This is a genomic window from Lysinibacillus sp. GW821-FHT14F06 (genome assembly GCF_058803665.1).
Map to the genome: position 1 here is coordinate 12635 of NZ_JBXAPF010000013.1, position 24980 is coordinate 37614.

A 24980-nucleotide genomic window follows, 5' to 3' on the forward strand; every position below is an offset into this window, starting at 1 on the left:
CCAAAAGTGCTCGGTTCCAAGGAAGAATCGCTCAGGTCTAGCTGAAAAACGCTCGGTTCCAAGAGAGAATCGCTCAGGTGACGCCAAAAAGCGCTCGGTTCCAAGAAAGAACCGCTCAGGTGACACCAAAAAGTAATCGGTTCCAAGAAAGAATCGCTCAGGTGACGCCAAAAAGTGCTCGGGTCCAAGAGAGAATCGCTCAGGTGACGCCCAAAGTGCTCGGGTCCAAGAGAGAACCGCTCAGGTGACGCCAAAAAGTGCTCGGGCTCAAGAAAGAACTGCTCATGTATCCTCAAAACGCTCAGCTACAAGAGATAGCTGCTCTTATCCTCATAAAAGCCGCTCAAATCCATGCCAGGTGCCTGTATTTTTAGCAGAATACTTAAAAAAGAATAATAAATAAGTTTGTGAAAAAATGTGGAGAAAATGTGACAAAACTAGATTTTGCAATGGATGCGCTTACATAAGTTTGTGAAAAACTTCTCATTTACATAAGAAAAATACTATGTGAAAAGTTGAACAGGTTTAATCGCGGTATAGGTACATTTATTAAGAAGTAACCTTGCGCATTAATTATGTTGAAATAATTGATTGTGAAATAATTAACAAAATGAAAAATTGTGATAAATGATAGGAAATGTTGCTCTTTCAAAGAAATTTTTAAATTGACAGAAAATTTCGTTGACTATATTTTCACAAAGTATTATGATTCTGAAATACAATAAAAATTCACAGAGAAAAGGTTGGGATAGAATGGATGTTATGAAAAAAGCGTTAGAAATGCATGCGCACTATAATGGAAAATTAGAGGTAATTTCAAAGGTGCCTGTTCAGGATTCCTATGATTTAAGTTTGGCGTATTCTCCAGGAGTTGCTGCCCCATGTATAGAAATTGAGAAAAATCCTTCACTTGTTTACGACTATACTATGAAGGGAAATATGGTTGCGATTGTGTCAGATGGAACAGCAGTTTTAGGGTTAGGGGACATTGGTCCAAAGGCGGCATTACCAGTAATGGAAGGGAAGGCGATTTTATTAAAGCGTTTTGCCAATGTTGATGCTTTTCCAATATGTTTGGATACAAAAAATACGGATGAAATCGTCAGCATTGTGAAGGCGCTTGCTCCAACATTTGGTGCTGTTAACTTAGAAGATATTTCGGCTCCAAGATGTTTTGAAATTGAGGATCGTCTACGTCAAGAATGTGATATTCCAGTGTTCCACGATGATCAGCATGGAACAGCAATTGTTGTTGGTGCAGGGATGATTAATGCCAATCGAATTGTAAAGAAAGATGTTGCCACAATGAAGGTTGTTATTAACGGTGCAGGTGCAGCGGGCATTGCTATTTTACGTATACTTGTGCAAATGGGCTATAAAAATATTTATATGTGTGATACAAAAGGAATTATTTATGAAGGGCGCGTTGAAGGAATGAATCCAATTAAGGAAGCTGTTGCTCATTTAACGAATCCTCAAAAAATACATGGTACTTTGGATGATGCGTTGGTAGGAGCTGATGTCTTTATTGGTGTATCTGTTGCAAATTTGTTAACAGAGGCTCATATTTCTTCAATGAATGATGATCCTGTGGTATTTGCACTAGCAAATCCAAATCCAGAAATTACGTATGAAAATGCGAAGGCGTGGGGTGTACGTGTAATGGGAACAGGACGCTCAGATTATCCAAACCAAATTAACAATGTACTTGCTTTCCCTGGAATTTTCAGAGGGGCATTAGATGTACGTGCAACAGATATTAACGAGGCAATGAAGTTAGCTGCAGTAGAGGCGATTGCATCTCTTGTGAGTGATGAGGACTTACATGAAGAATATATTGTCCCAAAATCCTTAGACGAACGTGTCGTTGAAATTGTATCACGTGCAGTAAGCGGTGCTGCTGTAGAATCCGGCGTATCTGAGTTATTCCAACAAAATACAGTGCTTACTGTGTAACAACTATAGAACAGATGTAGAAAAACAATACGTTTTTCTACATCTGTTTTTTGTGGTTGTAGGATATGCGTAGAATTAGCTCGAAAAATGTTGTTATTTGTCTACTGATGTAATAAGATATAATGAGTATTATGTAATGGTTTTACATTTATATTTTAAAAGAGTAAAGTATTTGTTTATTTTAATTTTTAATAAAATATAGGTCTTTAGTATTTTAAATTAAAGGGGATGGTTTAATCATATGAAATTATTAATTCAATTCAAATCTATTAAAACAAAACTAATTGCTTTCTCTTTACTTCTTTTAATGATTCCTTTGGTTGTTTTAGGCTTTTTTAGCTATCAACAGAGTAAGACGAATCTAGAAGTAGTTGGGAAAGAAAACTTAAAGAATAGTGTGGAAATGACTATTGCGATGATTGAGCAATTAAATCAAGAGGTACAGGCAGGGAAAATGCCGTTAACAGAAGCTCAAGAAAAAGTGAAGGTACTAATTTTAGGTGAAAAAGATGCAGAAGGAAAGCGACCAATAAATAAGAACATCAAACTTGGTGAGAATGGATACATTTTTATTGTTGACCAAGAAGGGAAATCAATTGCCCATCCTAGCATAGAGGGATCAAATGTGTGGGAAGAACAAGATAGTAATGGCGTTAAATATATCCAAGATGCAATTAAAGTTGGGAATAATGGTGGAGGCTTTGTTACATATGATTGGAAAATGCCCAATTCAGAGACCCTAGAACAGAAAGAGATATATGCGGAAACGGAACCAAATTGGGGTTGGACGATAAGTGCTAGTACATATTTAATAGAATTTAATAAACCAGCGGATAGTATTTTAAAATTAACATTAGTGGTGATTAGCATTGCAATTGTTGTTGGGATTTTCGTAATTTGGTTATACGCAAGTAGTATGACTAAGCCGATTAATCGAGTTGCTGAAGCAATGGAACTTTTTGCAGAAGGGGATCTGTCTCGGGAGTTGATGACAATTAAATCCAAAGATGAGATTGGAAAATTAGCCAATGCCATGAATCAAATGCAATTAAAGTTAAAGGATATGATTCACCATATTTATCAAGCTTCAGATATGATTAATCATTCCAGTCAAGAATTGACGCAATCAGCAACAGAGGTAAAAATGGGAACAGAGCAAGTAGCAATAACGATGCATGAATTGGCATCTGGTGCTGAGGGACAAGCTCATCATGCTAATGAGCTAACTTCTTTGATGGAACGTTTCACCTCTGATTTGCAAGAAACGAATCGACATGGTGGACACATACACCAATCTTCCATTGATGTGTTGGCACTAACTCAAGAGGGTAGTTATTTGATGGCCACTTCTAATAGTCAAATGGTTAAAATAGATAGTATTGTTCAAAATGCTGTGGAGAGAGTGAAAAATCTAGATGCTCAAGCTCAAGAAATATCAAAATTGGTCGTTGTCATTAAAGATATTGCGGATCAAACTAATTTATTAGCTTTAAATGCCGCGATTGAAGCAGCGAGAGCTGGTGAGCATGGAAAAGGATTTGCAGTAGTTGCAGACGAGGTTAGAAAATTGGCAGAACAGGTGGCGTTTTCAGTGAACGACATTACCGGTATTGTCACAAATATTCAACAGGATTTTGATGTTGTAACAGCTTCTTTAGAGGGTGGCTACCAAGAGGTACAGGCTGGAACAAATCAAATAAAAGCTACAAATGAAACATTTAATACAATCAGTGAATCCATTAATGAAGTAGTAGAAAGTGTTAAACTAATTTCAATCAATTTATCGGCCGTGTCAGAAGATGGTCAAAAAATGAATAGCGCTATTCAGGAAATTGCTGCAGTAGCAGAGGAATCTGCGGCTGGTGTTGAGCAAACAACTGCTACAACAGAGCAAACAAGTAGTTCGATGGAAGAGATGACAGGAAAATCTGAGCAATTATCGGAATTAGCCTTAAAATTGAAGGGGTTAGTGGCACAATTTAAATTATAAAATAAAAATCTCCCTCTCTAAAGCGTGAGAGGGGAGATTTTTTTTACATCATGCCAATACCTATGATGCCAATCATGATGATAAAGAACAGTACGAAGAGAATGACAAATAAAATAATCGAGGGGATAAAGATTGTAAAGAAGGCCATCCAATTTGAGATTTGATGTGCCTCTGCCACAGCGCCTACACTAATCACGAATGACCAAATGATAACCACAAACGACACTAACATTGTTGGCCAAAAAATCCAAGGAAGTGAGCCTATGAAGTTTGCATCCATTAATGACTCAGGTGAAGTGAATAGCCAAACAATATAAAATGGGATAAGAACAATAAACGGTATAGTTGTTAGGCTTAGGCTTCTGAATAAATCAGAGAATGTACCAGTTCCTTTAAAAAGCTTACCAAATAGCCATGCTAAAAGAGCAGAGAGTCCTGTGCCAATAATACCTGCAATGGGCGCGAAAATTACACATAATAATGCCAGTATCCAAGGAGAAAAGTCTGGAATGAATTCTTGATCAATCAGTCCTGATAGTAACGATCCAATATAACCAATTGAAAGGATCAGAATAGCATAGCCAGTTGTTTTTTCGTCAATCATGTAGCGGGCTGTTTGTTTTGGATGCAACCAAACAGATAGAAATGGATTAAGTTTTGGCCTTTCTTGTTGTGTCTCATTATAATGTTCCATTAAACTACCCCCAAATAAAATAATATTACACTTCATACAAAAGAGAGGGATTGATTCACACCTCTAAGTTAATGCTTGTGAAATATATGATTCTATACAATATACGGATGGACTAGTGAAAAGTTTCGTCCAATAAAAAAATTTGTTCAGCAGAACGGAAATACCTACTGAACAAATTAAAATGTGATAAATAAACGTATGAACATCCATTTCTAAGCAGATTGCAATTTGAAGAAATGAATGATTAGTCAGCTAGCATAATTTTTTCAAGCTCTAACGGCTCAATATATTGTTCGCCTTTGTAAGCGCGCATATTGCCACCAGAGATTTCATCAATTAATAAAATTTCGTTTGTTTTCGCATCGCGACCAAATTCTAATTTAATATCGTAAAGTGTTAAGTCTTTTTTAGCGAGTTCAGCAGCAACAAATTTAGAAATTTCAATTGTACGTTGCTTTAAAATAGCATATTCTTCATGTGTTAACAGGTTTAACATAGCTAAAGCATCTTCAGAAATAGGAGGATCAAGTCGATCGTCATCTTTAATCGTAACTTCTACGAAGGATTCTAGATCTTGTCCTTCTTGTACGTAAGCGCCATAGCGACGTAAGAAAGAACCAACAGCTTTAAAGCGGCAAATAACTTCTAAACCTTTACCAAAAACCGTAGCAGGCTTTACAGTCATTGTGGCATCGTCGAAGTTTGCATCTACGTAGTGAGTAGGAACACCCTGTTCGTTTAGTTTTGAGTAGAAATAAGAAGTTAAGCGAAGACCAGCAAGTCCAGCACCGTCAATTGTTAATCCTACAGTATTGGCACCTGGATCAAATACACCATTTTCCCCAGTTACATCATCTTTGAATTTCAATAAGTAATGACCATCTTCTAATTTGAACACATTTTTCGTTTTACCTGTATACAATAATTCCACAAAAAACCCTCCAATATTTCATAGTACCCTAATAGTATAACACGAATATTTCAATATTTTAATATTAAAATTGTTCGTTTTAGCGCTTTATTTTTATGTTTATTTCACTGTTCTTTACTAAAAAATAAGATGATAACGAATGTTCGCTATCATCTTGAATGAAATTAAGAAAATTCTAAATTTAAAACATGGTTGACTCTCTTATTATCAGAGATTCCATTTTAATTTAGTTGAAAAAAGAATATTATTAATAGACGCCTTCAGAGATCATACCATTTGCTACTTTAACAAAGCCAGCAATGTTTGCACCTACTACAAGGTTTCCTGGGTAGCCGTATTTTTCAGCAGCTGCTTTACTGTCTGCATAAATATCTTTCATAATTTGATGTAATTTTGCATCTACTTCTTCAAATGACCAGAATACACGACTTGAATCTTGTGCCATCTCTAGAGCAGATACAGCAACACCACCTGCATTTGCAGCTTTGGCAGGTCCGAATAAAACACCCGCATTTAAGAATTCGTTAATCGCTTCAAGGTCAGATGGCATATTTGCACCCTCACCAATCGCTTTGACACCATTCGAAATTAATGTACGAGCTGAATCACCGTTAATTTCGTTTTGAGTAGCACATGGAAGCGCGATATCACATGGAATTGACCAGATACCTGTGCAACCTTCAGTAAAAGTAGCATTTGGACGGTAGTTTACGTAAGTTGAAATACGGTCACCTTTTACTTCTTTAATTTCTTTAATCGCATCAAGATCTAAACCTTCTGGATCATACACATAGCCTGAAGAATCAGAGCAAGCCACCACTTTTGCGCCATATTGCTGTGCTTTTTCAATCGCATAAGTTGATACATTTCCTGAACCAGAAACAACGACTGTTTTGCCCTCGAAAGAATCATTAGCATCTTTTAGCATTTCCTTAACAAAGTACACAGTACCGTAACCAGTTGCCTCTTTACGAGCTAAGGAACCACCATAGCCAGGCGTTTTACCAGTTAACACACCAGATTCGTTTGCTTTTGTTAAACGCTTATATTGACCCCATAAGAATCCAACTTCACGAGCACCTACGCCAATATCGCCAGCAGGAACATCGACATCTGGACCAATATGACGGTATAATTCAGTCATGAATGCTTGACAGAAACGCATAATTTCTGAATCTGATTTACCTTTTGGATCGAAGTTTGAGCCACCCTTACCACCACCGATTGGTTGGCCTGTTAAAGCATTTTTAAAGATTTGTTCAAAACCTAAAAATTTAATGATTGATTCGTTAACAGAAGGATGGAAACGAAGTCCGCCTTTGTATGGTCCCATTACGTTGCTGTATTGAACACGGTAACCACGATTTACTTGTACTTGATTATTATCATCTTGCCAAGCAACACGGAAGGAAATGATACGATCTGGCTCAACGATACGTGACAAGATATTGGCTTTTATATATTCAGGGTGTTGTGCAAATACAGGCACTAATGAAATGAAAATTTCTTCAGCTGCTTGTAAGAACTCCGCCTGATGACTATTTTGTTGTTTTAGTTGCTCGAATACACCATCCACGTATTCTTTTGCTAATTGTTCGTTGCTAACAGTTGTAGTTGTCATAATGAAAACCTCCAATTATTTGATAGATGTATCGTATATCTATTTTTCACACTATTCAATAAAATACTTTTTCCAACAGTCTAAAGTTTGTGAAAAATTGAGCAAGAGGGGTTGTGAAAATATTATATTAAAATAATTATATGGTGAGTTATTCATCTAATTATGAGAAGGGAATGATGCCTTATTGTGAAGGTTCTAATTGACGCTGACGCCTGTCCAGTAGTGGATTTAGCGTTATCTATATCATCTGAGTTTGAGATTGAAACTATCTTATTTTGCGATACATCCCACCGTATTGAACGTGATAATGTAATAACAATAATTGTTCCTAAAGGTCCAGATTCGGTTGATTTTACGCTGGTGAATGCGCTTTCAAAGCATGATATTGTCATTACACAGGATTATGGTTTAGCAGCAATGGTTTTGGCAAGAGGAGGGTATCCAATTGATCAAAATGGAAGAGAAATGTCCAATGAAAATATCGAACGTTTGCTCGAAATGAGACATGTTGGACAGAAAATTAGACGTGCAGGTGGACGCACAAAGGGACCTAAAAAAAGAACACAAGAAAACAATATTTCGTTCAAAATGAAATTTCGACAAATTTGTGAACGAGCAATTTTAGCGAAAAAAATGGAGGAATTCGAAGGTGAAAAATGAACTTAAACACGAACTATTTCAGCAATTTCCAATACTAAAAGAGCTAGCAAATAAGCATACTGTGCTTTGGGAAAATACAAATCGGCAAAAAGAGGCGACAACCAATCTTTTTTCGTTGCAGGAAGTCGAGGAAGCTGAAGAAACCCTTTCACGCTTTTCTTCTTATTTAATAATAGCATTCCCAGAGCTTTTGGAAAGCCAAGGTCTTATTGAATCAACTATTCAGGACATAACATTGATAAAGAAAGCTCTCGAAAAGGAATTTGACGTTTCGATACCTGGTCAGTTGATCTTAAAATGCGATCATGCCTTGCCGATCTCAGGCTCTATTAAGGCTCGCGGAGGTATTTTTGAAGTACTAAGACATGCAGAGCGACTAGCTATTGCCAGTGGAAAGCTAAAAAAAGAGGATAATTATGCGGTGTTGGCAACTGAGGACTTCCAATCATTTTTCCAGCAGTACACAATTGCGGTTGGATCTACCGGTAATCTAGGATTAAGCATCGGCATTATGGGCAAGAAACTCGGCTTTAATGTCGTAGTACATATGTCGAGTGACGCAAAGGAATGGAAGAAAGCATTGCTGCGCGAAAAGGGTGCAACAGTAATCGAATATGAAGCTGACTATAGTGTCGCTGTGGAGCAGGGTCGTCTAGAGGCTGAGCAAGATCCAAAGTGTCATTTTATTGATGATGAAAATTCAAAGGATCTTTTTGCTGGCTATGCAGTGGCAGCGAAAAGACTAAAGCACCAATTTGAAAAGACGAACATTAAAGTAGATGAAGCACATCCTTTGTTCGTGTATTTACCATGTGGGGTTGGTGGTGGACCTGGTGGGGTTGCATATGGACTTCGTGAGCTTTTTGGAGAGCATGTGCATGTTTTCTTTGCAGAGCCAGTAGAATCTCCTTGCATGACAATCGGTTTGCTGACAGGTTTACATGATGAAATTAGTGTAGAGGATATTGGCTTAGACAATAAAACGGAAGCAGATGGTTTAGCTGTTGGTCGCGCTTCTAAATTCGTAGGAAAAGTGATGGAAACGTATATTAGCGGATGTTACACGGTGACAGATGAAGAATTGTTTACATCATTAGGTTTGGCAATGAATAGTGAAGGATTATTTTTAGAGCCATCTGCACATGCAGGAATGTTTGGACCGATTCAGTTAATGAAAAAAGGGAAAAATTATTTGGAAAAGCATCATTTAACAGACAAAATGGAGCAAGCTATGCATATTGTTTGGGCAACTGGTGGGAGTATGGTACCACAAGAGATGCGTGAGGAATATTTGAAAAAGGCATGAAGGTTGTATAATGATTAAAAGCCTCCAATAAATGAGCATGTTAAGCCACTATGATCAACGAAAAATAAGGGAGTTTGAAATATAGGATTTTCTCCACAGTGATAATATATAATAATTAGACATTTGAAGCTTTAAAAAAAACTTGATTGATTATAATAAAGTTTGATAAAAATCACCTCATTTGGTTTTCTTAGAGGTGATTTTTTGTTGGATATTTATATTAAACTTATAAGATTGTGAAGAAATATACTTAAGTTAACGGATAAGGATTGTGCTACTTGATTGAATAGAGAGAGAACGAGGCTGGGACATAACTAAATGGTTCCTTCATAAAGTCGAATAATCTTTAAATTAACAAAACACGATAAATAGATAAACCGAACTATTCCAAAACACTTCATGAGCGTTTCATTGAATAGTTCGGTATTTTTATTGGCTAAAACACTTTTGTCCCAGCCTCGTGCCCATTTATTTTTCTACCCTCTATTAATTCAATTAATATTTCCTGACTTTATTGTAATTTGCATCTTATGCTCACCATTACCTGAAAAAGCAATAACCGCCTTATTGTCTGTGAATTGTCGTATAGAGTTAAATTAATTGATTGTCTACCACTGTTTGTATTGATATCTAATTCTAAATTAAGCTGCTCTTCATCAAAATTTACTGATATCTTCATACTAGTGGTTGTTTTTTTTACTTGGCTTTAATAAGCGTGTAATATCAGTATCTAATTCAATCGATAACTGTTCTGAAGATTATCTCTAATATTGCACCTGGTTCATCATCATAAACCGTTAAATATGTTTCTATATGTCATTTGTTTCGCTTGGAGAATAAACAACATCTGTACTTGCAAAATTTATTTTAATCTCCTCAATATCTTCTATTGATTCTTTATTTACTACTTCCTCCGCTACTGTTGAACAGCCAGCAAGCATGATTAGCACTAAAAATAAGCTTATGGTTGTAAGTTTAATTATTTTCCTTCCTCCTTAACCCTGATTATCTTAAATGACGTAAGGTCAGTTTCGAATTTTATGTAATGGAATGCTTAAATTAGTTGAAAGTGACCTTACGTCATCTTTTATACTGTAATAGAGCTTATACTTTAACACTAATTTAAAAGGAGAATCCTATTATGAAGAAAGACGATATTATTATTTATGCTTTTGTTATTATTGGAGCCGTAGTAGGTTTATTTTTTGATAATGCTTTCCCAGGGGTGCTGATTGGCTTAGGGATTGGTTATGTATTAAAAATCATGTTTTTTAATCATACAAATGAATAAGAAAGTAGTGGATTAGCTTGTATCATATTAATGAATTTAAAAAGCAGAGCGGTGTATCAGTTAGAACCTTAAGATTTTATGACAAAATAGGACTTCTGAAACCTGTATCAAAAACTGAAGGAGGTCATCGATTATATTCAAATACTGAGTTGAAGAAACTTCAGCAAATACAATTCCTAAAAACGATAGGATTTCAATTAAGCGAGATCAAAATTATGTTAGAGTCCGAAGAATGGGATTGGTCTAAAAGTCTAATAAAACAACTATCTTATGTGATAAAAGAAAAGGACCGTCTTTCAAAGATAGAAATTAGTTTAAGGGAGCTAATAAATGGTATAGCGATTGATGGGGAAGAATTTAAAATTAAAAAAATCATAGATTTATACAATAATAAGGATGCTAAAGAAGCTTTAAATTATAGTCGAGATGAATTAAATTTTAAAAACACGGAAGTATTAGAAAAACTTCCTAACATGGCTAGTAGCGATCCAGATTCTTTAGAGTGGATTGCTTTAGTAGGGCAATTAAAAAAATATATGCACCTTGGTTATAGTAATTCACGAATACAAAATATCATTGAGAGAATGGATGTAAAAAAAGGTGAAGACTTTAATGACGAAGATGCTTTTTTAGATAAACTTTGGGACATTAGAATGTCACCCGAGGAATCAAAAAAATATAGCCTATATCCAATTGATCAAGAAGTCCTTAATTTTTTGGAAAAGGCATCTGTACATTATCTCGATAATAAATCATAGTTATTTGAACACATGCGGAGGGAAAGATGGGAACTGATATATTAATTTATTTGGGTGGCTTAGCTCTTTTAGATATGTTAAGCCCAACAATTATTGGTGTTACTTTATTTCTGATTTTAACAGACAATAAAAATTTAACTTCAAGATTATTGACCTATCTATTTACGGTCGTGCTACTGTATTTTTCATTAGGTATCGCCATGATGTTAGGCTTAAATTTTATTACGGAAACATTCTCAACTGTTTTTCATAATAAAATATTTAGCTGGGTCATCTTCATAATAGGAGTGATATTATTTACTGCTAGTTTTTTTATTCCCACAAATAAAAATAGTAATATTCCAAAACCTAAAACACAAAGCCTATTCTCAATAATTATGATTGGTGTTACGACGTTTATCATTGAGGCAGGTATGGCTTTCCCATATTTTGCGTCTATTGGTTTATTAACCACATTAGATATACCCTTTTATCAGTGGATTCCAATTATAGCAGCATACAATTTTATTATGATTCTACCAGCACTCCTTATATTTTTAGGTTATAAATTGTTTGGAAAGTTGATAAACCCTATTTTAGTTAATCTTCGGAATAAAATATCAAGCAGTTCAGGTTCTACCCTCTCCTGGATTATGTGTATAGTTGGGGTGATATTAATATTTTACACTATAGATTATCTATAAAATTTTTGTGAATGCAATGGATAAAAAGTGTATTAAGATGATTAAAAGTAGTCATCAACGTTTAATCACTTTGTGGTTGAGGTTTAGAATGACACTTTTTGAACTTTATTTAAGGATACTAAAAAATAAAGGGGCGCATAAATCCGAGTTTTAATCAATCTTTTTTCAAAAAATGCTCTTTAGATTTGTTTTCATATAAAGCTTGTTATCGTTAAATATTCAAACTTTATTTTTTAAATCTCAACATCAGTTATGTATGATAAGTATCAAAATAAAAAGCCTGGAAATAATATTCCAGGCTTGATTCTCACTTACTTTAAATGCTCCATGACACACTGCCTCGCTTCCGCATGGGATCTTAAAAATTTTAAGACATCTTGCTTTAGCTTCATTCAGTTTTGATGGTCCTTCTGAGTTCAATCCATCCCACTCATCGGGTTAACCCTCCCAGTCATTGGATTTGAAGTGAAATCTTTAATAGTTTGGGCCAATTATTATTTTCTATACACTTTATTTTAAAATTAATTTATCTTCATTCAGCTGAAGACTCCCACCTCTACAGGTGTAAAATCTTGCAGGAATGGCATAAAAAAAAGCCATCGAATGGAGAATTGGGGTTTGCATGGTCAGACAACTGATAATTTATCTTTGAAGCTGTTTTTGCTGAGTAGCTAAAAATACTTCATGAGCTGCGCGTACTCCAGCACCTGGCTCGAAGTCATAGGAGAAGTCCTGTAGTGCGGCCTCCATTAATGAAACTGCTTGTAAAATATCGCTTGGGAAGCAATAGCCCATATGTCCAAATCTGAAGATTTTTCCTTGTAAGTGGCCAAGTCCACCAGCGAAATCTAAATGATAGTGTTGTTTTAAATGTGTTAGGAATTCACCAAGGTCAATACCTTTTGGTGCAAAAATGGCTGTAATAGTTGGTGAGGCATGTTCGTCATCCGTTAACAATTCAATATTTAGTGCTTTCATTGCATTACGCACCATATTTTTCATTAAATCATGACGTGCAACGGTTTTATCAAAGCCGCCTTCTTGCTCAATTAGTTTGCATACCTCATTTAGTCCATAGATAAGTGTAATCGTTGGCGTATTTGGCGTCATCCCTTTTTCTGCCCAGCTACGATAGCTCAATAAATTTAAGTAATAGGATGGTGCTTTATTTTCCTCAATAACATTCCATGCTCTGTCACTGACGCTGACAAGTGAAAGTCCTGGCGGTAGCATCATAGCCTTTTGAGAGCCTGTAACAAGAATATCAACACCCCACTTATCCATTTCAGCGGGTGCTCCTCCAATGCAGCTTACACCATCTACAATGACTAAAGCATCTGTTTCTTCTCGAACAACTTGTGCTAATTCAGCGACAGGGTTCAAGATACCCGTAGAAGTTTCACTATATGTTACAAAAACAGCTTTAATCGCTTGTAAGGGCTGTAAAAATGCTCGTAGTTCATCAGCTGTACAAGCTTGTCCCCATTCTTTTTCAAGCTTATGTACGTTAAAGCCGTATTTTTCGCAAATCGAAACAAAATAGTCACCGAATGCTCCAACTGTCACAACAACAACATCTTCACCAGCTGAAACTGTATTCACCGCAGCTGCTTCCAAAGCAGCTGTACCACCTGAAGGAAGTAATAAAATATCTTGCTTTGTCCCGAAAACTGGCTTCACTAATTCAGTCGTTTCACGGTATAGCTCCACAAATTCTGAGCTTCGGTGGCTAAAGATATCCTGATTCATTGCAAGCTGAACCTTTTTTGGAATAGGCGTAGGTCCAGGGTGTCTTAAAATATTTTCATACACATTCATCAATCCCCTTTATTGTGAAATAAGAAATTCTAAATTTTCTAACTATAATATAGCATATTTATTCTGCTAGCTAACTCCTTTTTCGAAAAATTAATGGTAGAGAATAGAAAAAGAAATTATTTAAGGAAATATGGTAAAATTTAATAAAAAGAGGATGAAGCTTATGAAGTTAAAAGTCCATTTTCCATTTGTATATTTATTGATTAAACCGAATATAGTTGCTGTTTATAAAATCAAATCACTTGAATATGTCAATTTAACAGATGTCATCAATTTAGGTGAATGGGAGGCATATGAACTACAGCATCCTCTTCAATTTGAAGCGTTTAATCATGATAAGAGTAGGCCTTCAGAGAATCCTTGGAGTTTCTATCTTGAGCAAGAGCAATTTTATAATATAGTGGAAATCATAAACGACGCCATTCAGCAGCAACGTTCTGTATCACAGTATGAATCCATAACACCTTCTTCTCAGGTGGTTCATATTACTTGCTCAGAATCAACAGCTGGGTCACTAAGGGTGGCACTTGTTCCGCCAAGGCATATTATTGGGTTTCCTGACGATCTCTCTATCGGTCCATTGTGTCAGTTAGAAGAGAAGTTAGGGCAAGTTTCCCGTAAAGAATGGCTATTTGAAAATATTAATAATGAGCAGGATGATCATATTAAATATCATAACTTCGTAAATACTTTGCGTGAAATAGTTGATATTCCCAATCATTTTCCTATTTACATTTGGGTTGGAAACAATGCGAATGAACAGTGTCTTTTACGATTCATTCTTTATTTATTAAACGATAAAGCAAACGAAATTTATCTTATGCAAACCTCTGAGCACAATAAATATGGTAATACAGGACAACTTTCATCGCTACAATTAAGCCAGCTCTTTATGAATAGTGAAAACAAGTCTTTAACTGTTCAGGAGAGACTATCCCTTCAAAAAGAATGGGAACATATATCACAAACGAGGAATGTATTGCGACAATGGGTAAATGGGGAAATAATAAATGTATCAGAAGATTATTTTGATGCATTGATTATAAACGTGGTCGAGAAGTTACATAGAGAACAAACTATAAAGAATTTTATTAAGACAGGAACTGTAATTACAGAATTAATATCTCAAATGGACGAGTGTCCAAACGTCTTCTATTTAGAGTATAGAATTCGATATTTAGTTTATAATGGAGTTCTGGCATTAAAAGGCATTCCCAAATCAATGAGACATTATAGTGTCAAACTGCGCGATTAATACAAACCCCTTTTTGTCACCTGACAAAAAGAGGTTTCACTTGTGGCTAGACAACGAAAGGTCTGTTCATACGTAATAAACCATAAATCATAAAGAATATCCCACCTGTTATAAGCGTGAGAATAATGTATAGGACAGCCTTCCCAGTTTCGCCAGACCATCTATAGAATAGACGGTAAGTGAAGTATAGAGTGAAGCCGACAGCACCAAGTGAAGCAATGATGCCGATAAATGGAATAAATGAAACAATAATTAAACCAGCATAAATTAGCGTATTTTTTAAAGCTGCAGCACGAACAGTTTCATTATCAACACCATCTGCTGTTAACAGGAAAAGGCTATAAACATTGATAAGTGGTATCCAAGCAATGTAAGCTATATCACCGAAGCCGTTTGTTTTAGAGGCCATAAAATAAATTAGTGCACTAACAACATATGCGATTAAACCTAATACAAGAGATGCAATAATAATCAACAAAAAAAATCCGCCTAACGCCGCATCATAATCATTGTAATAATAAGAATCATAGCTCATCGATCAAACCTCCCTTCAAATAAAAATACCCCCTAATCATAACAATCCTAAAATGTTAAATCCATAACAATTTATATGTAATATTTATTGAAAATCGTATATTTGTACTAGGATAATTTCTTTAAATAAGGCTTTGATGATGTTTTTTTGAGCGGATACTGAAAAAATTGCAAAAAAAATCCTTGGAAATATTGGTATACTAGTTTTGAAGATTCATTTTTAAAAATTTCTAGATTAAAGGGGGATTGTCATGTTACTAGTTGTTATTCTATGTGTAATACTGTGCATTTATTTCATGGAAAAAAATTATCGTAAAAGTACCTATTATCAGCTGACTAAAAATCATATTTTAACAGTTAAATGGAATAAAGGAAGGTATGGTGAGTACTTAACTTCAAAAATTATTGAGAAACATGCATCGAAAAGTCATAGACAATTAGTTAATATGTATATTCCGAAAAGAAATTCGGATGAGTTAACAGAAATTGACCTTCTTTATATTGATCGAACTGGCTTATATGTATTGGAATCAAAAAATTATAGTGGTTGGATTTTCGGAAATGAAGCACATCAGCAATGGACGCAAACAATGCCGAAAAATAAGAGAAAATATAAATTTTTTAATCCAATCCGTCAAAATGCTATACATACCCGTGCTATTCAAGATTTTTTAAAGCTGCCAAACAAAGCCATTCATTCGGTTATTGTTTTTGGTGAAAGCTGTACATTAAAAAAAGTGGAGCTGACTTCCGCTAATATACATGTTTTAAAACGAGAGGAGTTAAAACATTTTATCCAAGCACGTCAAAAATCTGCTAGTCCAATTTTCTCTAAAGGCGATATTCAAGCCATTTACAATCAGTTGCTACCACAAATGCAAATTTCCAAGGCAATGAAGAAAAAACATATTCGCACGATTCAGCAAAGATATGGAAAGCCTTAGATGAAAAGGATTTCAAAAAGGAGCGATTATATGCCAATATACAATAAATTGGTTCGCGATTTAATACCTCAAGTAATAGAAGCGAGTGGCAAAAAATGTGTAACAAGAATAGTAGAACAGGAAGAATATTTGGAAGAAATCAAAAAGAAAATGCAAGAGGAGGCTCTAGAATTTAAGGAGTCCGCTTCAGAAAAAGAGGCTATAGAAGAGCTTGCAGATATTTTAGAACTAGTTTACGCGGCCATACATAAGCTTGATGTTTCCTATGAGCAATTGGAGCAAATTCGTGCTCAAAAGAAAGAACAACGTGGAGGGTTTTCCAAAGGGATCTATTTGATGGAAGTAGAGGAGTAGGTGAAAGAAACGTGTCACATGATTTAAGGGTCGGTGAAATACAGGAGAAATATATTACGGAGCATGAAATTTGGCAACATCTTAACAATTTCTATTATCGTTCATCTGTCGCAACTTCCTATAAATATGTATTTTTTAAAGCATTACTTGAAAACTTATATAACGTAGAGGATGAATTAACACTTAGCTATGATCAAATTTTTTACTCTTTCACTAATATTTATTGGAATTTAGTCATTCGTCATCAATTAGTACAGTCCCCTAATAAAAATAAACCAGCTCGAGCTCAAACCATTTTGCAAAAGTATGTAAATGACTATAGTATTTCATCCGAATGGCAATTTGATCAGCTTGCGGATTCTTTACAGTTGAAAATTGTCCATGATGTTAAACGTGACTGCAAGCAAAATGTGATTGGTGCATTTTATGGTGATACAGCTGGTGTATTCTATGCATTTGATATTAAACGTGCGCAATTTCGTTTTAATCGTCCTGTTTATGAGTTTATGAAAAAATATCAGCGTGTCCTTATGAATTTAACAAACTATCATTTGGTAAAATATTTAGAAAAAGTGAATGAAGCAACAAGTACAATGGCTTTGCTTTCCAAGATCGAAGTAATTTCAAAGCGTAGTTCATTAGAAACCTTTTACAAGGTGCTTACACAATTTGAACAAAATCGTTGCTTCTACTGTCATTGTGATTTATCATCTAGTCGCCGAAAAACACATGTCGACCATTTTATCCCTTGGAGCTTCGTTCAAAATGATAATCTATGGAATTTAGTATTAGCCTGCAATGATTGTAATTTACAGAAGAGTGATAAAATTGCCACCCGTTTATATTTAGAAACAATGCTTATAAGAAATGATCATTTATCCTCCAGCGTAAACGAACCTTTTTACTTTCGTACATATGAAAATACGAAACTTATAGATTTATATGATTACTCAATAATGAATGGATACACAACCTTATGGGAACCAAAAAGATAATAAGGTAAAAGGGTAAATCAATAATTGCCTTAAATGTTTGCTACTCCACTTTTTGAGATATAATTTGTATGACAAATTAAAATATGGAGGAATGCATATGGCTGATATTAAATATGAAATTATTGAAACACTCGCTGTTTTATCGGAGGGAAATAAGGGTTGGAAGAAGGAATTAAATCTAATTAGCTGGAATGGTAGGGAAGCCAAATTTGATATTCGAGATTGGTCAGAGGATCATACAAAAATGGGAAAAGGTGTTACGCTTTCACCCGCTGAAATGAAGATCTTAGCAGAGAAACTTTCGAAATTATCAACTTCAAAATTATAAAAGAAGGAGCCGTTCTGTGCGGCTCCTTTTAACCATTTTAATACTCCGTTTAACGTACTTGAAGCTGATCTACTACTAATTTAGTTAGTTGGTTAATAGCTAAATTAAAAAGGATATCTTTATTTTAAATTGTCACTTATTCATTATTGTTTAAAATAACTCAGAAAAGAAGTTTTTCGTTGTATCAACAATTGAATTGAAAGTAGAAGAAATAAAATCAAAAGCTACACTAATTGCCTTTTTTACAGCATCTATCACACCAACAAAAACATCTACAACTTTATTCATAATGTCTTGTATAAAAGCTCCAACTTTATCAGCAAGGTTAAGGATGATTATTTGCGTTGCAGGATGTTCTTCACCAAAATCTGTCAATGAATCATAAAATTTATTAATCATGTCTTCTGACTTTTTTATTGCTTCTTCTTTTTTCTTACGCATATTCTCAAAAAAATCTGTTTTATTCACATTATTATTTTCTAATTGTTTAACATTTTCTTTTAAGCCTAATTCTTCTTGTTCATAAAAATTATTAACATTCTGCTGATATTCTTGTGTTAATTTTTGCAATTCATCAGGTGTATCGGATACTGAAGGGGCTTGAAGTCCGATGTATCCTGCTAAAGAAAATTCATTAGTAGACTCTCCTACATAAGCATCTCTTATTTGATTCATAATGCTGCTAAAATTTTTTACTGCAACTGTCATAATATTTCCTCCTTAGTAATTTATATTAAAAAAATATAGTTTATTCCATAAAAGATAAAAATAGTTGTGATGAGTGTTCTTATTTGTTGATTCAAAAAAATAGGCAGCCAAAAAGCGACCAAACAATTAAACTAATATGGATTTCTTTGGATTTTAGTGTAGCTCATTGGAAAGTACATGGACTAAAATGGGCTACAATACACACTTTTTGACTAAATGCTATAATGCAAGTGGAATGTTCCAGTGCTATTTGGCTTGTTAGAATGAATGCGGATTTTTAGAGATGTCTGTGAAAAAGTATTTGTTTTAATAGTCGTTGATAACTTCTGTCCCTGAAGTACTGCTTTAAAACTTTTATGTTCAGGATAATTCGTATCTATATACACATCAAAGACTGAGCCATCTGGTGCTCCATCTATCCAACCATCTGCACTGATATTTACTGGACAATATTTTGAATACTCAAATGTCCAGTCTCCGTTCCTATTAAATGAAATATTTTCCTCTATATCTCCACTTATACCTTCTTGAGGAACAGGCGTTAAGTCTACTGTATTTTCATTATCTGATAGTTCAGCATACTTTAACGCTGTTTCGCCTAATTTTTTCAAATACTCTTTATACTCCATAAAATACACCTCTTCCTTTTATTGTGAAATTATTTTCTATATATTGTATGTTAAGGCACAATAATCTAATATTCAACGTTATTATACATTTTTAAACGTTAAGTATTCTTAACGTAAGAATAAAGCCTTTAATATGAAATTTGCCATTTCTACAGGTTTTTACAAACCTAGATAAAAGTATCAAACGGCTAGTGATTTGTATTTTAACAATGTAAAATATGTTTAGGAGTTATCTTCTGTCGATTCAAACGGATTATATGAAGAGGCTCAAATTTCGAGTTAGTTGTAAATATGATGAATGGAGGATACATAGTGGACAATTTTTTTAATCAAATCTCAACTTTTTTAAACATATCAATACCTCAAGAAATAATGAATGCTTTCGATAATCCAATCTATTTGAAGCACAAGAATGATTTTATGATACGATTATTATCCTTTGAAGAAGCAACAGAAGTGTATTTATACCTTAATGAAGATGTTAATAGTTCAGAGGTTTTTCCATTATGGACAGATGATAATTCCAATTATGTGGGTGTTTACATGATTGGGTCACTGACAGGTAAAGTTTGCTATATAAACCATGAGGAAATCGACTTGTCCCCAGTGTACCCTAATATACAAACGTTCATAAAAAACCTATTAGAAAATCCTGAAAGTGATTGGTATGAATTTCCGAAATATTACCCCCTGTCCAAAGAGCATACTGATGATCTGCTATTAAGGCAGGATGTACAAGCCATTGTAGAATTGAAGAACCTTCTTAAAACCCCTGAATTAGATGAAGAAAAAAGAACTCAATATTTGTTTTCAATTATGGCTTTGACTCCTTACACACAATTGCATGAAATTATTCCCCTATTAGAAGACTCGGATATGTGGGTACAGGAGAGAGCTGCTGAAATTCTAGGTTTCCATAAATACTTGCCCGCTAGAGAAAAATTAAATTGGGTTAAAGAACACGGGCAATATAACGGGAAAATGGCGGCTGAATTAGCGTTAAAAAGAATAAGAATGGAATTAAAGAGCTAAAACAAAAATAAGCAATAACATATTAGAGGTTTGTTCTTTATATCTCTACAAAATGCTAATGTTCTTATTGATATAAAAGAAAGGTTCTGACTATCTACATTCTTTGCGAACATAGCCAATAAAAAAGAGCCTGTATCGATACTTGGTAATTTAAGATACAGGCTTTTAATTTCAATGTTAAGTTGTTATTACATATATTTAACACTATGGGTTTTTTTATTAAATCTTTCTTTTATATAAATTTCGCAATGTCATTTAAAGCCAGGCGTGAGGAGCCGTAAGCGGGTGCAGCTGCTTTGCCGATAGCGATTAATACAATTGGAACTAGATGATCTGCTAATTCAAAGTGCTTTGCAAAAGCTTCCTTATTGAAGCCTCCCATTGTAACAGTATCGTATCCCATGTCTTTAGCTAAAAGCATAATTTGCATAGAAATTAAGCCAGCATCGAAGGTTGCTATATTTTTTAGAATTTCTTTAGGCAGATTTGGGTAGAGCTTTAACGAATTTTCGATCATACTATTTTTTGTTGCCTCATCCATATAGCCCTGCTCGAAGTTTTTAGTATAAACTTCCTCAACATTTTTGTACATCTCCGTATCACCTAATACAGCAATAATAGCAGAGGCAGTTTCAATTTGCTCCTGGTTATTAGCAATCTGGCGTAATTCTTTTTTTACAGTTGGATCTTGAATCACTAAAAAGCGCCATGGTTGTAAATTACTTGATGAAGGTGCTGTTGTTGCCTCCGTAAGTAATTCCTCTAATTCAGCTTGTGTAATTTTATAATTGGCTTCATATTTGCGTACTGATTTTCGCTCATGCATTACTTTATTTAAATAACTTTTTGTTATCGTCATTGTTTAAAAAAACCCCTTTTTTCTATGATGAAATTTACTATACGATAGTTTTTGAAAAAATCCAAGTAAATTGCTCGAATTAGAGCGGATTGATTTGCGTATTATTTATCGAAAGAAATCATAGTAAAATTTGAGTACTTACCCATTATGTAAAAAATTACAAAAAAAACATATTTATCGTAGTCTACTCCCTTTATACTAGAGATAACTATAGAACTAAAATAATATGAATGGGTGAAGGTAAATGAAGAAACTATTAGGTAATTTAAAAATTTTTGCAAAAATTGGTATACTTATTCCCATCATCACTATATTTCTAGGTGGCATGTCCTTCTTAAGTTATTTAAAAGCGTCGAATGAACTTGGAAACTCGATTGAACATGAGATGTCATTATTAGCTGACGATGTGTCTAATTCTGTTGAAAATAAATTACATGCACATAATCAGCTAATCTATAGTGCTAAATCTGCAATAGAAACTGCAGATAATAGTATGTCAAGAGAACAATTTACACGCTTTGTTGAGCAGTTACTGCCATTAAATAAGGAAACCTATGGGATGGGGCTTTGGCTTGAAAAGGACGCTGCCAATGGAGAGATTTTTGGACCATATGCCTATAAAGATGGAGAAAAAATTGTCTATACAGATGTATATCAAGATCCAGCTTATGCCTTCCATCAACAGGAGTGGTACAAAAATAGCTTACAATCCAGTGACATTATACATACAGAGCCTTTTTTTGATGAAGCTTTAGGAGAGATGTTTATTACTTTTGGTATTCAAGTTCTAAAGGGACAAACCCCAATTGGCGTTATCACAGGTGATTATGTTCTTGAATCTATCCAATCCATTATATCTGAGGTGAAAATACGAGAAAGTGGTTATGCATTTATAATTGATGATAAGGGAACATTTTTAACACATCCTGATGTAAAGAAGGTAAATAAAGAAACGGTTCAGGACTATTTAAAAATTCCTATCGAACAAATTGCTGGGGATAAAAAATTGATTCAAACAGTGGTTAATGGTAAAGAATACACATTGCAATATAAACAGATACAAGGAATGCCTTGGAAGCTTATTTTAATTGTTCCGACAACTGAGTTATATAGTGAAGTACAAGCAATGCTATATCAACAAATTATTGTTAGTATTATTCTTATCTGTGTAATATCCGTAATTATCTATTTAATTGCACGCTATATTCGTCAGGAAGTGCGTACAATAAATGGCCATTTAGGCAATCTTGCTACAGGTGATTTAACTCAAAGAATGTCGATAAATACAAAGGATGAATTTGGCGAGATGGCACAGTATTATAATGATTCAGTAGATGCATTAGGAACAATGATGAAGCAAATCGTAGCTGAAACAGACACAGTTGCCTCCACTGCTGAAGAACTAACAGCTAGTGTCCAAGAGGTTAGTAAATCCGTCACAGAGGTAGCCGTCTCTATGCAAAACGTGGCAGAGAATACCAGCAAGCAACAGACAGTTAGCAATCAACTAACTTCTGTCACATCCGCTTTAGGTGAGGATATGCATTTTGCTGTTAATGCCTTAGACAGTGCCGTTCAGCAATCTGCAACAACCTCTCAGATTGCAAGTGGAGGCTCCAAGCAAATCCGTGCCTTCGTGAATGAAATTACGGAGCTGCATACACAAGTGGAAAATAGTGCAAATCTGATAAGTAGCTTAAAAAATCAATCCGTCCAAATCGAAAAGATGAGCGAACTTATTTCATCCATAACAGACCAAACAAATTTATTGTCCTTAAATGCAGCGATTGAAGCAGCACGTGCAGGAGAAGCAGGGAAAGGCTTTGCAGTAGTTGCAGGGGAAGTAAAGGCATTGGCAACACAAACAAGCCATGCCTCACAAGACATTGCCACTGTTGTTCGGACGATTCAAGAGCAAATCAATGAGGCTGTTTCGATGATGGAGCAAAGTCGTAAAATTGCTCACCATGGCATTGATTCTGTACAGCAGGCTGGAAGTACCTTTGATGCAATCAGCAATGCGATTGAAGACTTAAAACAAATGATTGAAAGGACGAGTACCAATACATCAAATGCCTATGAAAAGCTACATGACATGACTTCGAAGGTTCAAGAAATTAGTCAGCAAGCAATGGCAACCAATGACCATACTTTAAATGTGTCAGCCATCACAGAGGAGCAGGCTTCTACCATGAATGAAATGGCCGTAGCCTCTGAACAATTAGCACAACTGGCACAGGATCTTCAGGAGGAAACAGGTAAATTTACTATATAGTACATTGAAAAGACCATTGTCTAATTATTAGGACGATGGTCTTTTTTGAACGAGTATTATCTAAATTTAAATGCTTCAAAGTCTATCATGATATCGTTATTATGGGATTTCAACTGCTTAGTAAAATGCTTGACCATTTTGTCAGGACCACATAGATAGACTTGGGTATTTGCTGGTACATGATAATTTTCAAATGACAGCCTGTCCATTTGGGTAGTATCAATAAAATTTACTTTAAACTGCTGATTACTTACGGCATACGATTGTAAGTAATCTTTATAGATTGCATTGTCTTCCCCTTGATAAGTGTAAAATAATTCAATAGTACGATCAAAGGGCTGTGACTGCAAATAAGATAAAAAAGGAGTAATACCGATGCCGCCTGCAATCCAAATTTGTGATTGGGGACCTTTTTCGAAATTTAATTGCCCATATGGTCCATTAAGAGCAACAGCTGTATTTATTTTTATAGAGTGATAAACTTGGTGTGTAAAATCTCCAAGTACCTTTATGGTAACGAAAATTCTTTCACCATCCCCACTAGAAATTGAAAAGGGATGTGGTGCCTTGTCTAATCCATCTTGAAAAAATTTTATAAAAACAAATTGACCAAATTGAAAGGGGATTTTTTTATCAAGTGTTAGCTCAAGCTCAATTACATTCGAGCCCATTTGTTGTATGCCTGTAATTTTACCTGTGTATTTAAAAAACATATCCTGATACATCGTTAGCATATATAATGCTGACATAAATCCTATAGTTGTTGTAATGGCGGAGAAAATGCCTAAAGGTGTAGGTTGTAGTAAATCGTATTTACTAGAAAAATATGCATGATATATTCCGAAGGTATAGGGAATTAGCATGAATCGATGAATAATCCGCCAGTGTTCATATTTTAGGAATTTTGCAAGAAAGGCTATTAAAATAAGGGCAATAAAGCCATATTGGCCAAGCTCTCCTAGCTCTTTAGAAAATTCACTAAGAGAAGTGTCAAATTCTTTATCCTCTGGAACCATCTCTTGCAACTGTCCGTGTAAAATCACCAATGCCAGTGAAATAATAGCTATATATTTATGGTAGCGATAGACATTTTCTAGACCATGAAACCATCGATCTAACAATTTCATTCTAGTTGATAATAAAAAAACAAGAAAGAAACCGGTAATTGCCAAGCCTCCAATCATGTGACTAAGCTTATCCAAAGAATGGAGCGGCTCTATCGGTGTAGCAAAAAACCAAAGTAAAGCGCTGGTTCCCATAATAAGTATAATAAATGTGATACCTCTAATTGATTTCATAAATAACCTCCAGTACTTATTTTTATCTAAAATCATTCTATATATACAATAAGTTCCTGAA

General features: G+C 34.7%; 23 protein-coding genes. 14 read left to right on the forward strand and 9 right to left on the reverse strand.

Annotated elements, in window-relative coordinates; genetic code table 11:
- Nucleotides 1-753: 753 nt before the first annotated feature.
- Together AC1RNS_RS13180 and AC1RNS_RS13185 are read left to right on the forward strand one after the other, a co-directional pair.
- Nucleotides 754-1956 carry an NAD(P)-dependent malic enzyme gene (locus AC1RNS_RS13180; RefSeq protein WP_492993249.1) on the forward strand — a complete coding sequence of 401 codons (1203 nt, stop codon included), beginning with the start codon at nt 754-756 and terminating at the stop codon, nt 1954-1956.
- A gap of 241 nt (nt 1957-2197) precedes the next feature.
- The gene (locus AC1RNS_RS13185; protein WP_492993250.1) at nt 2198-3946 is read left to right on the forward strand and encodes a methyl-accepting chemotaxis protein; all 1749 of its coding nucleotides are present in this window, start codon (nt 2198-2200) and stop codon (nt 3944-3946) included.
- A 43-nt stretch (nt 3947-3989) separates the two neighbouring features.
- On the opposite strand, the gene AC1RNS_RS13190 is transcribed toward AC1RNS_RS13185, so the two are convergent.
- The 3 genes from AC1RNS_RS13190 to gdhA form a co-directional block, all read right to left on the reverse strand.
- The gene (locus AC1RNS_RS13190) at nt 3990-4640 is read right to left on the reverse strand and encodes a Yip1 family protein (protein ID WP_492993251.1); all 651 of its coding nucleotides are present in this window, start codon (nt 4638-4640) and stop codon (nt 3990-3992) included.
- Nucleotides 4641-4884: 244 nt separating this feature from the next.
- Nucleotides 4885-5571 carry a phosphoribosylaminoimidazolesuccinocarboxamide synthase gene (locus AC1RNS_RS13195; RefSeq protein ID WP_492993252.1) on the reverse strand — a complete coding sequence of 229 codons (687 nt, stop codon included), beginning with the start codon at nt 5569-5571 and terminating at the stop codon, nt 4885-4887.
- Nucleotides 5572-5818: 247 nt separating this feature from the next.
- Nucleotides 5819-7192 (reverse strand): NADP-specific glutamate dehydrogenase, encoded by a 1374-nt coding sequence (gdhA, locus tag AC1RNS_RS13200; RefSeq protein WP_492993254.1) that lies wholly within the window; start codon nt 7190-7192, stop codon nt 5819-5821.
- Nucleotides 7193-7378: 186 nt separating this feature from the next.
- On the opposite strand from gdhA, the gene AC1RNS_RS13205 reads away from it, so the two are divergent.
- From AC1RNS_RS13205 to AC1RNS_RS13225, 5 genes are all read left to right on the forward strand, one after another.
- A complete protein-coding gene (locus tag AC1RNS_RS13205) occupies nt 7379-7852 on the forward strand; it encodes a YaiI/YqxD family protein (RefSeq protein WP_492993256.1) in 474 nt (157 codons plus the stop codon).
- Nucleotides 7842-9158: a D-serine ammonia-lyase gene (gene dsdA / locus AC1RNS_RS13210; RefSeq protein ID WP_492993258.1), complete on the forward strand. Its 1317-nt coding sequence runs from the start codon at nt 7842-7844 to the stop codon at nt 9156-9158. Before AC1RNS_RS13205 ends, dsdA begins: the two co-directional genes overlap by 11 nt.
- 1141 nt (nt 9159-10299) lie before the next feature.
- A complete protein-coding gene (locus tag AC1RNS_RS13215) occupies nt 10300-10449 on the forward strand; it encodes a hypothetical protein (RefSeq protein WP_492993260.1) in 150 nt (49 codons plus the stop codon).
- Between the two features lie 17 nt (nt 10450-10466).
- Nucleotides 10467-11207 carry a MerR family transcriptional regulator gene (locus AC1RNS_RS13220; RefSeq protein WP_492993261.1) on the forward strand — a complete coding sequence of 247 codons (741 nt, stop codon included), beginning with the start codon at nt 10467-10469 and terminating at the stop codon, nt 11205-11207.
- A gap of 26 nt (nt 11208-11233) precedes the next feature.
- Nucleotides 11234-11890, forward strand: coding sequence for a GAP family protein (locus AC1RNS_RS13225; RefSeq protein WP_492993263.1), 657 nt, complete (start codon nt 11234-11236; stop codon nt 11888-11890).
- A 642-nt stretch (nt 11891-12532) separates the two neighbouring features.
- On the opposite strand, the gene AC1RNS_RS13230 is transcribed toward AC1RNS_RS13225, so the two are convergent.
- Entirely contained in the window at nt 12533-13702 is a 1170-nt protein-coding gene (locus AC1RNS_RS13230) for a pyridoxal-phosphate-dependent aminotransferase family protein (RefSeq protein ID WP_492993265.1), read from the reverse strand.
- A 169-nt stretch (nt 13703-13871) separates the two neighbouring features.
- Between AC1RNS_RS13230 and AC1RNS_RS13235 the strand changes: the two genes are divergently transcribed.
- On the forward strand, nt 13872-14963 hold the full coding sequence (locus tag AC1RNS_RS13235) for a DUF1835 domain-containing protein (protein WP_492993266.1): 1092 nt from the start codon (nt 13872-13874) through the stop codon (nt 14961-14963).
- Between the two features lie 46 nt (nt 14964-15009).
- Here the strand turns inward: AC1RNS_RS13235 and AC1RNS_RS13240 are convergent, their stop codons facing one another.
- On the reverse strand, nt 15010-15498 hold the full coding sequence (locus tag AC1RNS_RS13240; RefSeq protein WP_492993267.1) for a hypothetical protein: 489 nt from the start codon (nt 15496-15498) through the stop codon (nt 15010-15012).
- Between the two features lie 250 nt (nt 15499-15748).
- Between AC1RNS_RS13240 and AC1RNS_RS13245 the strand changes: the two genes are divergently transcribed.
- From AC1RNS_RS13245 to AC1RNS_RS13260, 4 genes are all read left to right on the forward strand, one after another.
- Nucleotides 15749-16441 (forward strand): nuclease-related domain-containing protein, encoded by a 693-nt coding sequence (locus AC1RNS_RS13245; protein ID WP_492993268.1) that lies wholly within the window; start codon nt 15749-15751, stop codon nt 16439-16441.
- Between the two features lie 30 nt (nt 16442-16471).
- The gene (locus AC1RNS_RS13250; RefSeq protein WP_492993269.1) at nt 16472-16795 is read left to right on the forward strand and encodes a pyrophosphohydrolase domain-containing protein; all 324 of its coding nucleotides are present in this window, start codon (nt 16472-16474) and stop codon (nt 16793-16795) included.
- Nucleotides 16796-16806: 11 nt separating this feature from the next.
- Nucleotides 16807-17790, forward strand: a complete 984-nt coding sequence (locus AC1RNS_RS13255) for an HNH endonuclease signature motif containing protein (RefSeq protein ID WP_492993270.1) — start codon at nt 16807-16809, stop codon at nt 17788-17790.
- A 97-nt stretch (nt 17791-17887) separates the two neighbouring features.
- The gene (locus AC1RNS_RS13260) at nt 17888-18118 is read left to right on the forward strand and encodes a YdbC family protein (protein ID WP_492993272.1); all 231 of its coding nucleotides are present in this window, start codon (nt 17888-17890) and stop codon (nt 18116-18118) included.
- Between the two features lie 150 nt (nt 18119-18268).
- On the opposite strand, the gene AC1RNS_RS13265 is transcribed toward AC1RNS_RS13260, so the two are convergent.
- Both AC1RNS_RS13265 and AC1RNS_RS13270 read right to left on the reverse strand, forming a co-directional pair.
- Nucleotides 18269-18826: a hypothetical protein gene (locus tag AC1RNS_RS13265; protein WP_492993274.1), complete on the reverse strand. Its 558-nt coding sequence runs from the start codon at nt 18824-18826 to the stop codon at nt 18269-18271.
- 212 nt (nt 18827-19038) lie between these two features.
- Nucleotides 19039-19455 carry a hypothetical protein gene (locus AC1RNS_RS13270; protein WP_492993275.1) on the reverse strand — a complete coding sequence of 139 codons (417 nt, stop codon included), beginning with the start codon at nt 19453-19455 and terminating at the stop codon, nt 19039-19041.
- A gap of 312 nt (nt 19456-19767) precedes the next feature.
- On the opposite strand from AC1RNS_RS13270, the gene AC1RNS_RS13275 reads away from it, so the two are divergent.
- Entirely contained in the window at nt 19768-20487 is a 720-nt protein-coding gene (locus AC1RNS_RS13275; RefSeq protein ID WP_492993276.1) for a hypothetical protein, read from the forward strand.
- 232 nt (nt 20488-20719) lie between these two features.
- On the opposite strand, the gene AC1RNS_RS13280 is transcribed toward AC1RNS_RS13275, so the two are convergent.
- Complete coding sequence (locus tag AC1RNS_RS13280) at nt 20720-21346, reverse strand: nitroreductase family protein (RefSeq protein WP_492993277.1); 627 nt, start codon at nt 21344-21346, stop codon at nt 20720-20722.
- Between the two features lie 244 nt (nt 21347-21590).
- On the opposite strand from AC1RNS_RS13280, the gene AC1RNS_RS13285 reads away from it, so the two are divergent.
- Nucleotides 21591-23621 (forward strand): methyl-accepting chemotaxis protein, encoded by a 2031-nt coding sequence (locus tag AC1RNS_RS13285; RefSeq protein WP_492993278.1) that lies wholly within the window; start codon nt 21591-21593, stop codon nt 23619-23621.
- A 56-nt stretch (nt 23622-23677) separates the two neighbouring features.
- On the opposite strand, the gene AC1RNS_RS13290 is transcribed toward AC1RNS_RS13285, so the two are convergent.
- Complete coding sequence (locus AC1RNS_RS13290) at nt 23678-24919, reverse strand: ferredoxin reductase family protein (RefSeq protein ID WP_492993279.1); 1242 nt, start codon at nt 24917-24919, stop codon at nt 23678-23680.
- Nucleotides 24920-24980 lie beyond the last annotated feature (61 nt).

Bases quoted from the DNA above. Each gene is read 5' to 3' on its own strand.
- AC1RNS_RS13190 (WP_492993251.1), bottom strand. From the start codon at position 4,640: ATGGAACATTATAATGAGACACAACAAGAAAGGCCAAAACTTAATCCA.
- AC1RNS_RS13290 (WP_492993279.1), bottom strand. From the start codon at position 24,919: ATGAAATCAATTAGAGGTATCACATTTATTATACTTATTATGGGAACC.
- AC1RNS_RS13240 (WP_492993267.1), bottom strand. From the start codon at position 15,498: ATGAGCTATGATTCTTATTATTACAATGATTATGATGCGGCGTTAGGC.
- AC1RNS_RS13280 (WP_492993277.1), bottom strand. From the start codon at position 21,346: ATGACGATAACAAAAAGTTATTTAAATAAAGTAATGCATGAGCGAAAA.
- AC1RNS_RS13285 (WP_492993278.1), top strand. From the start codon at position 21,591: ATGAAGAAACTATTAGGTAATTTAAAAATTTTTGCAAAAATTGGTATA.
- AC1RNS_RS13180 (WP_492993249.1), top strand. From the start codon at position 754: ATGGATGTTATGAAAAAAGCGTTAGAAATGCATGCGCACTATAATGGA.
- AC1RNS_RS13185 (WP_492993250.1), top strand. From the start codon at position 2,198: ATGAAATTATTAATTCAATTCAAATCTATTAAAACAAAACTAATTGCT.
- AC1RNS_RS13225 (WP_492993263.1), top strand. From the start codon at position 11,234: ATGGGAACTGATATATTAATTTATTTGGGTGGCTTAGCTCTTTTAGAT.
- AC1RNS_RS13245 (WP_492993268.1), top strand. From the start codon at position 15,749: ATGTTACTAGTTGTTATTCTATGTGTAATACTGTGCATTTATTTCATG.
- AC1RNS_RS13250 (WP_492993269.1), top strand. From the start codon at position 16,472: ATGCCAATATACAATAAATTGGTTCGCGATTTAATACCTCAAGTAATA.
- AC1RNS_RS13215 (WP_492993260.1), top strand. From the start codon at position 10,300: ATGAAGAAAGACGATATTATTATTTATGCTTTTGTTATTATTGGAGCC.
- AC1RNS_RS13235 (WP_492993266.1), top strand. From the start codon at position 13,872: ATGAAGTTAAAAGTCCATTTTCCATTTGTATATTTATTGATTAAACCG.
- AC1RNS_RS13270 (WP_492993275.1), bottom strand. From the start codon at position 19,455: ATGGAGTATAAAGAGTATTTGAAAAAATTAGGCGAAACAGCGTTAAAG.
- AC1RNS_RS13265 (WP_492993274.1), bottom strand. From the start codon at position 18,826: ATGACAGTTGCAGTAAAAAATTTTAGCAGCATTATGAATCAAATAAGA.
- gdhA (WP_492993254.1), bottom strand. From the start codon at position 7,192: ATGACAACTACAACTGTTAGCAACGAACAATTAGCAAAAGAATACGTG.
- AC1RNS_RS13260 (WP_492993272.1), top strand. From the start codon at position 17,888: ATGGCTGATATTAAATATGAAATTATTGAAACACTCGCTGTTTTATCG.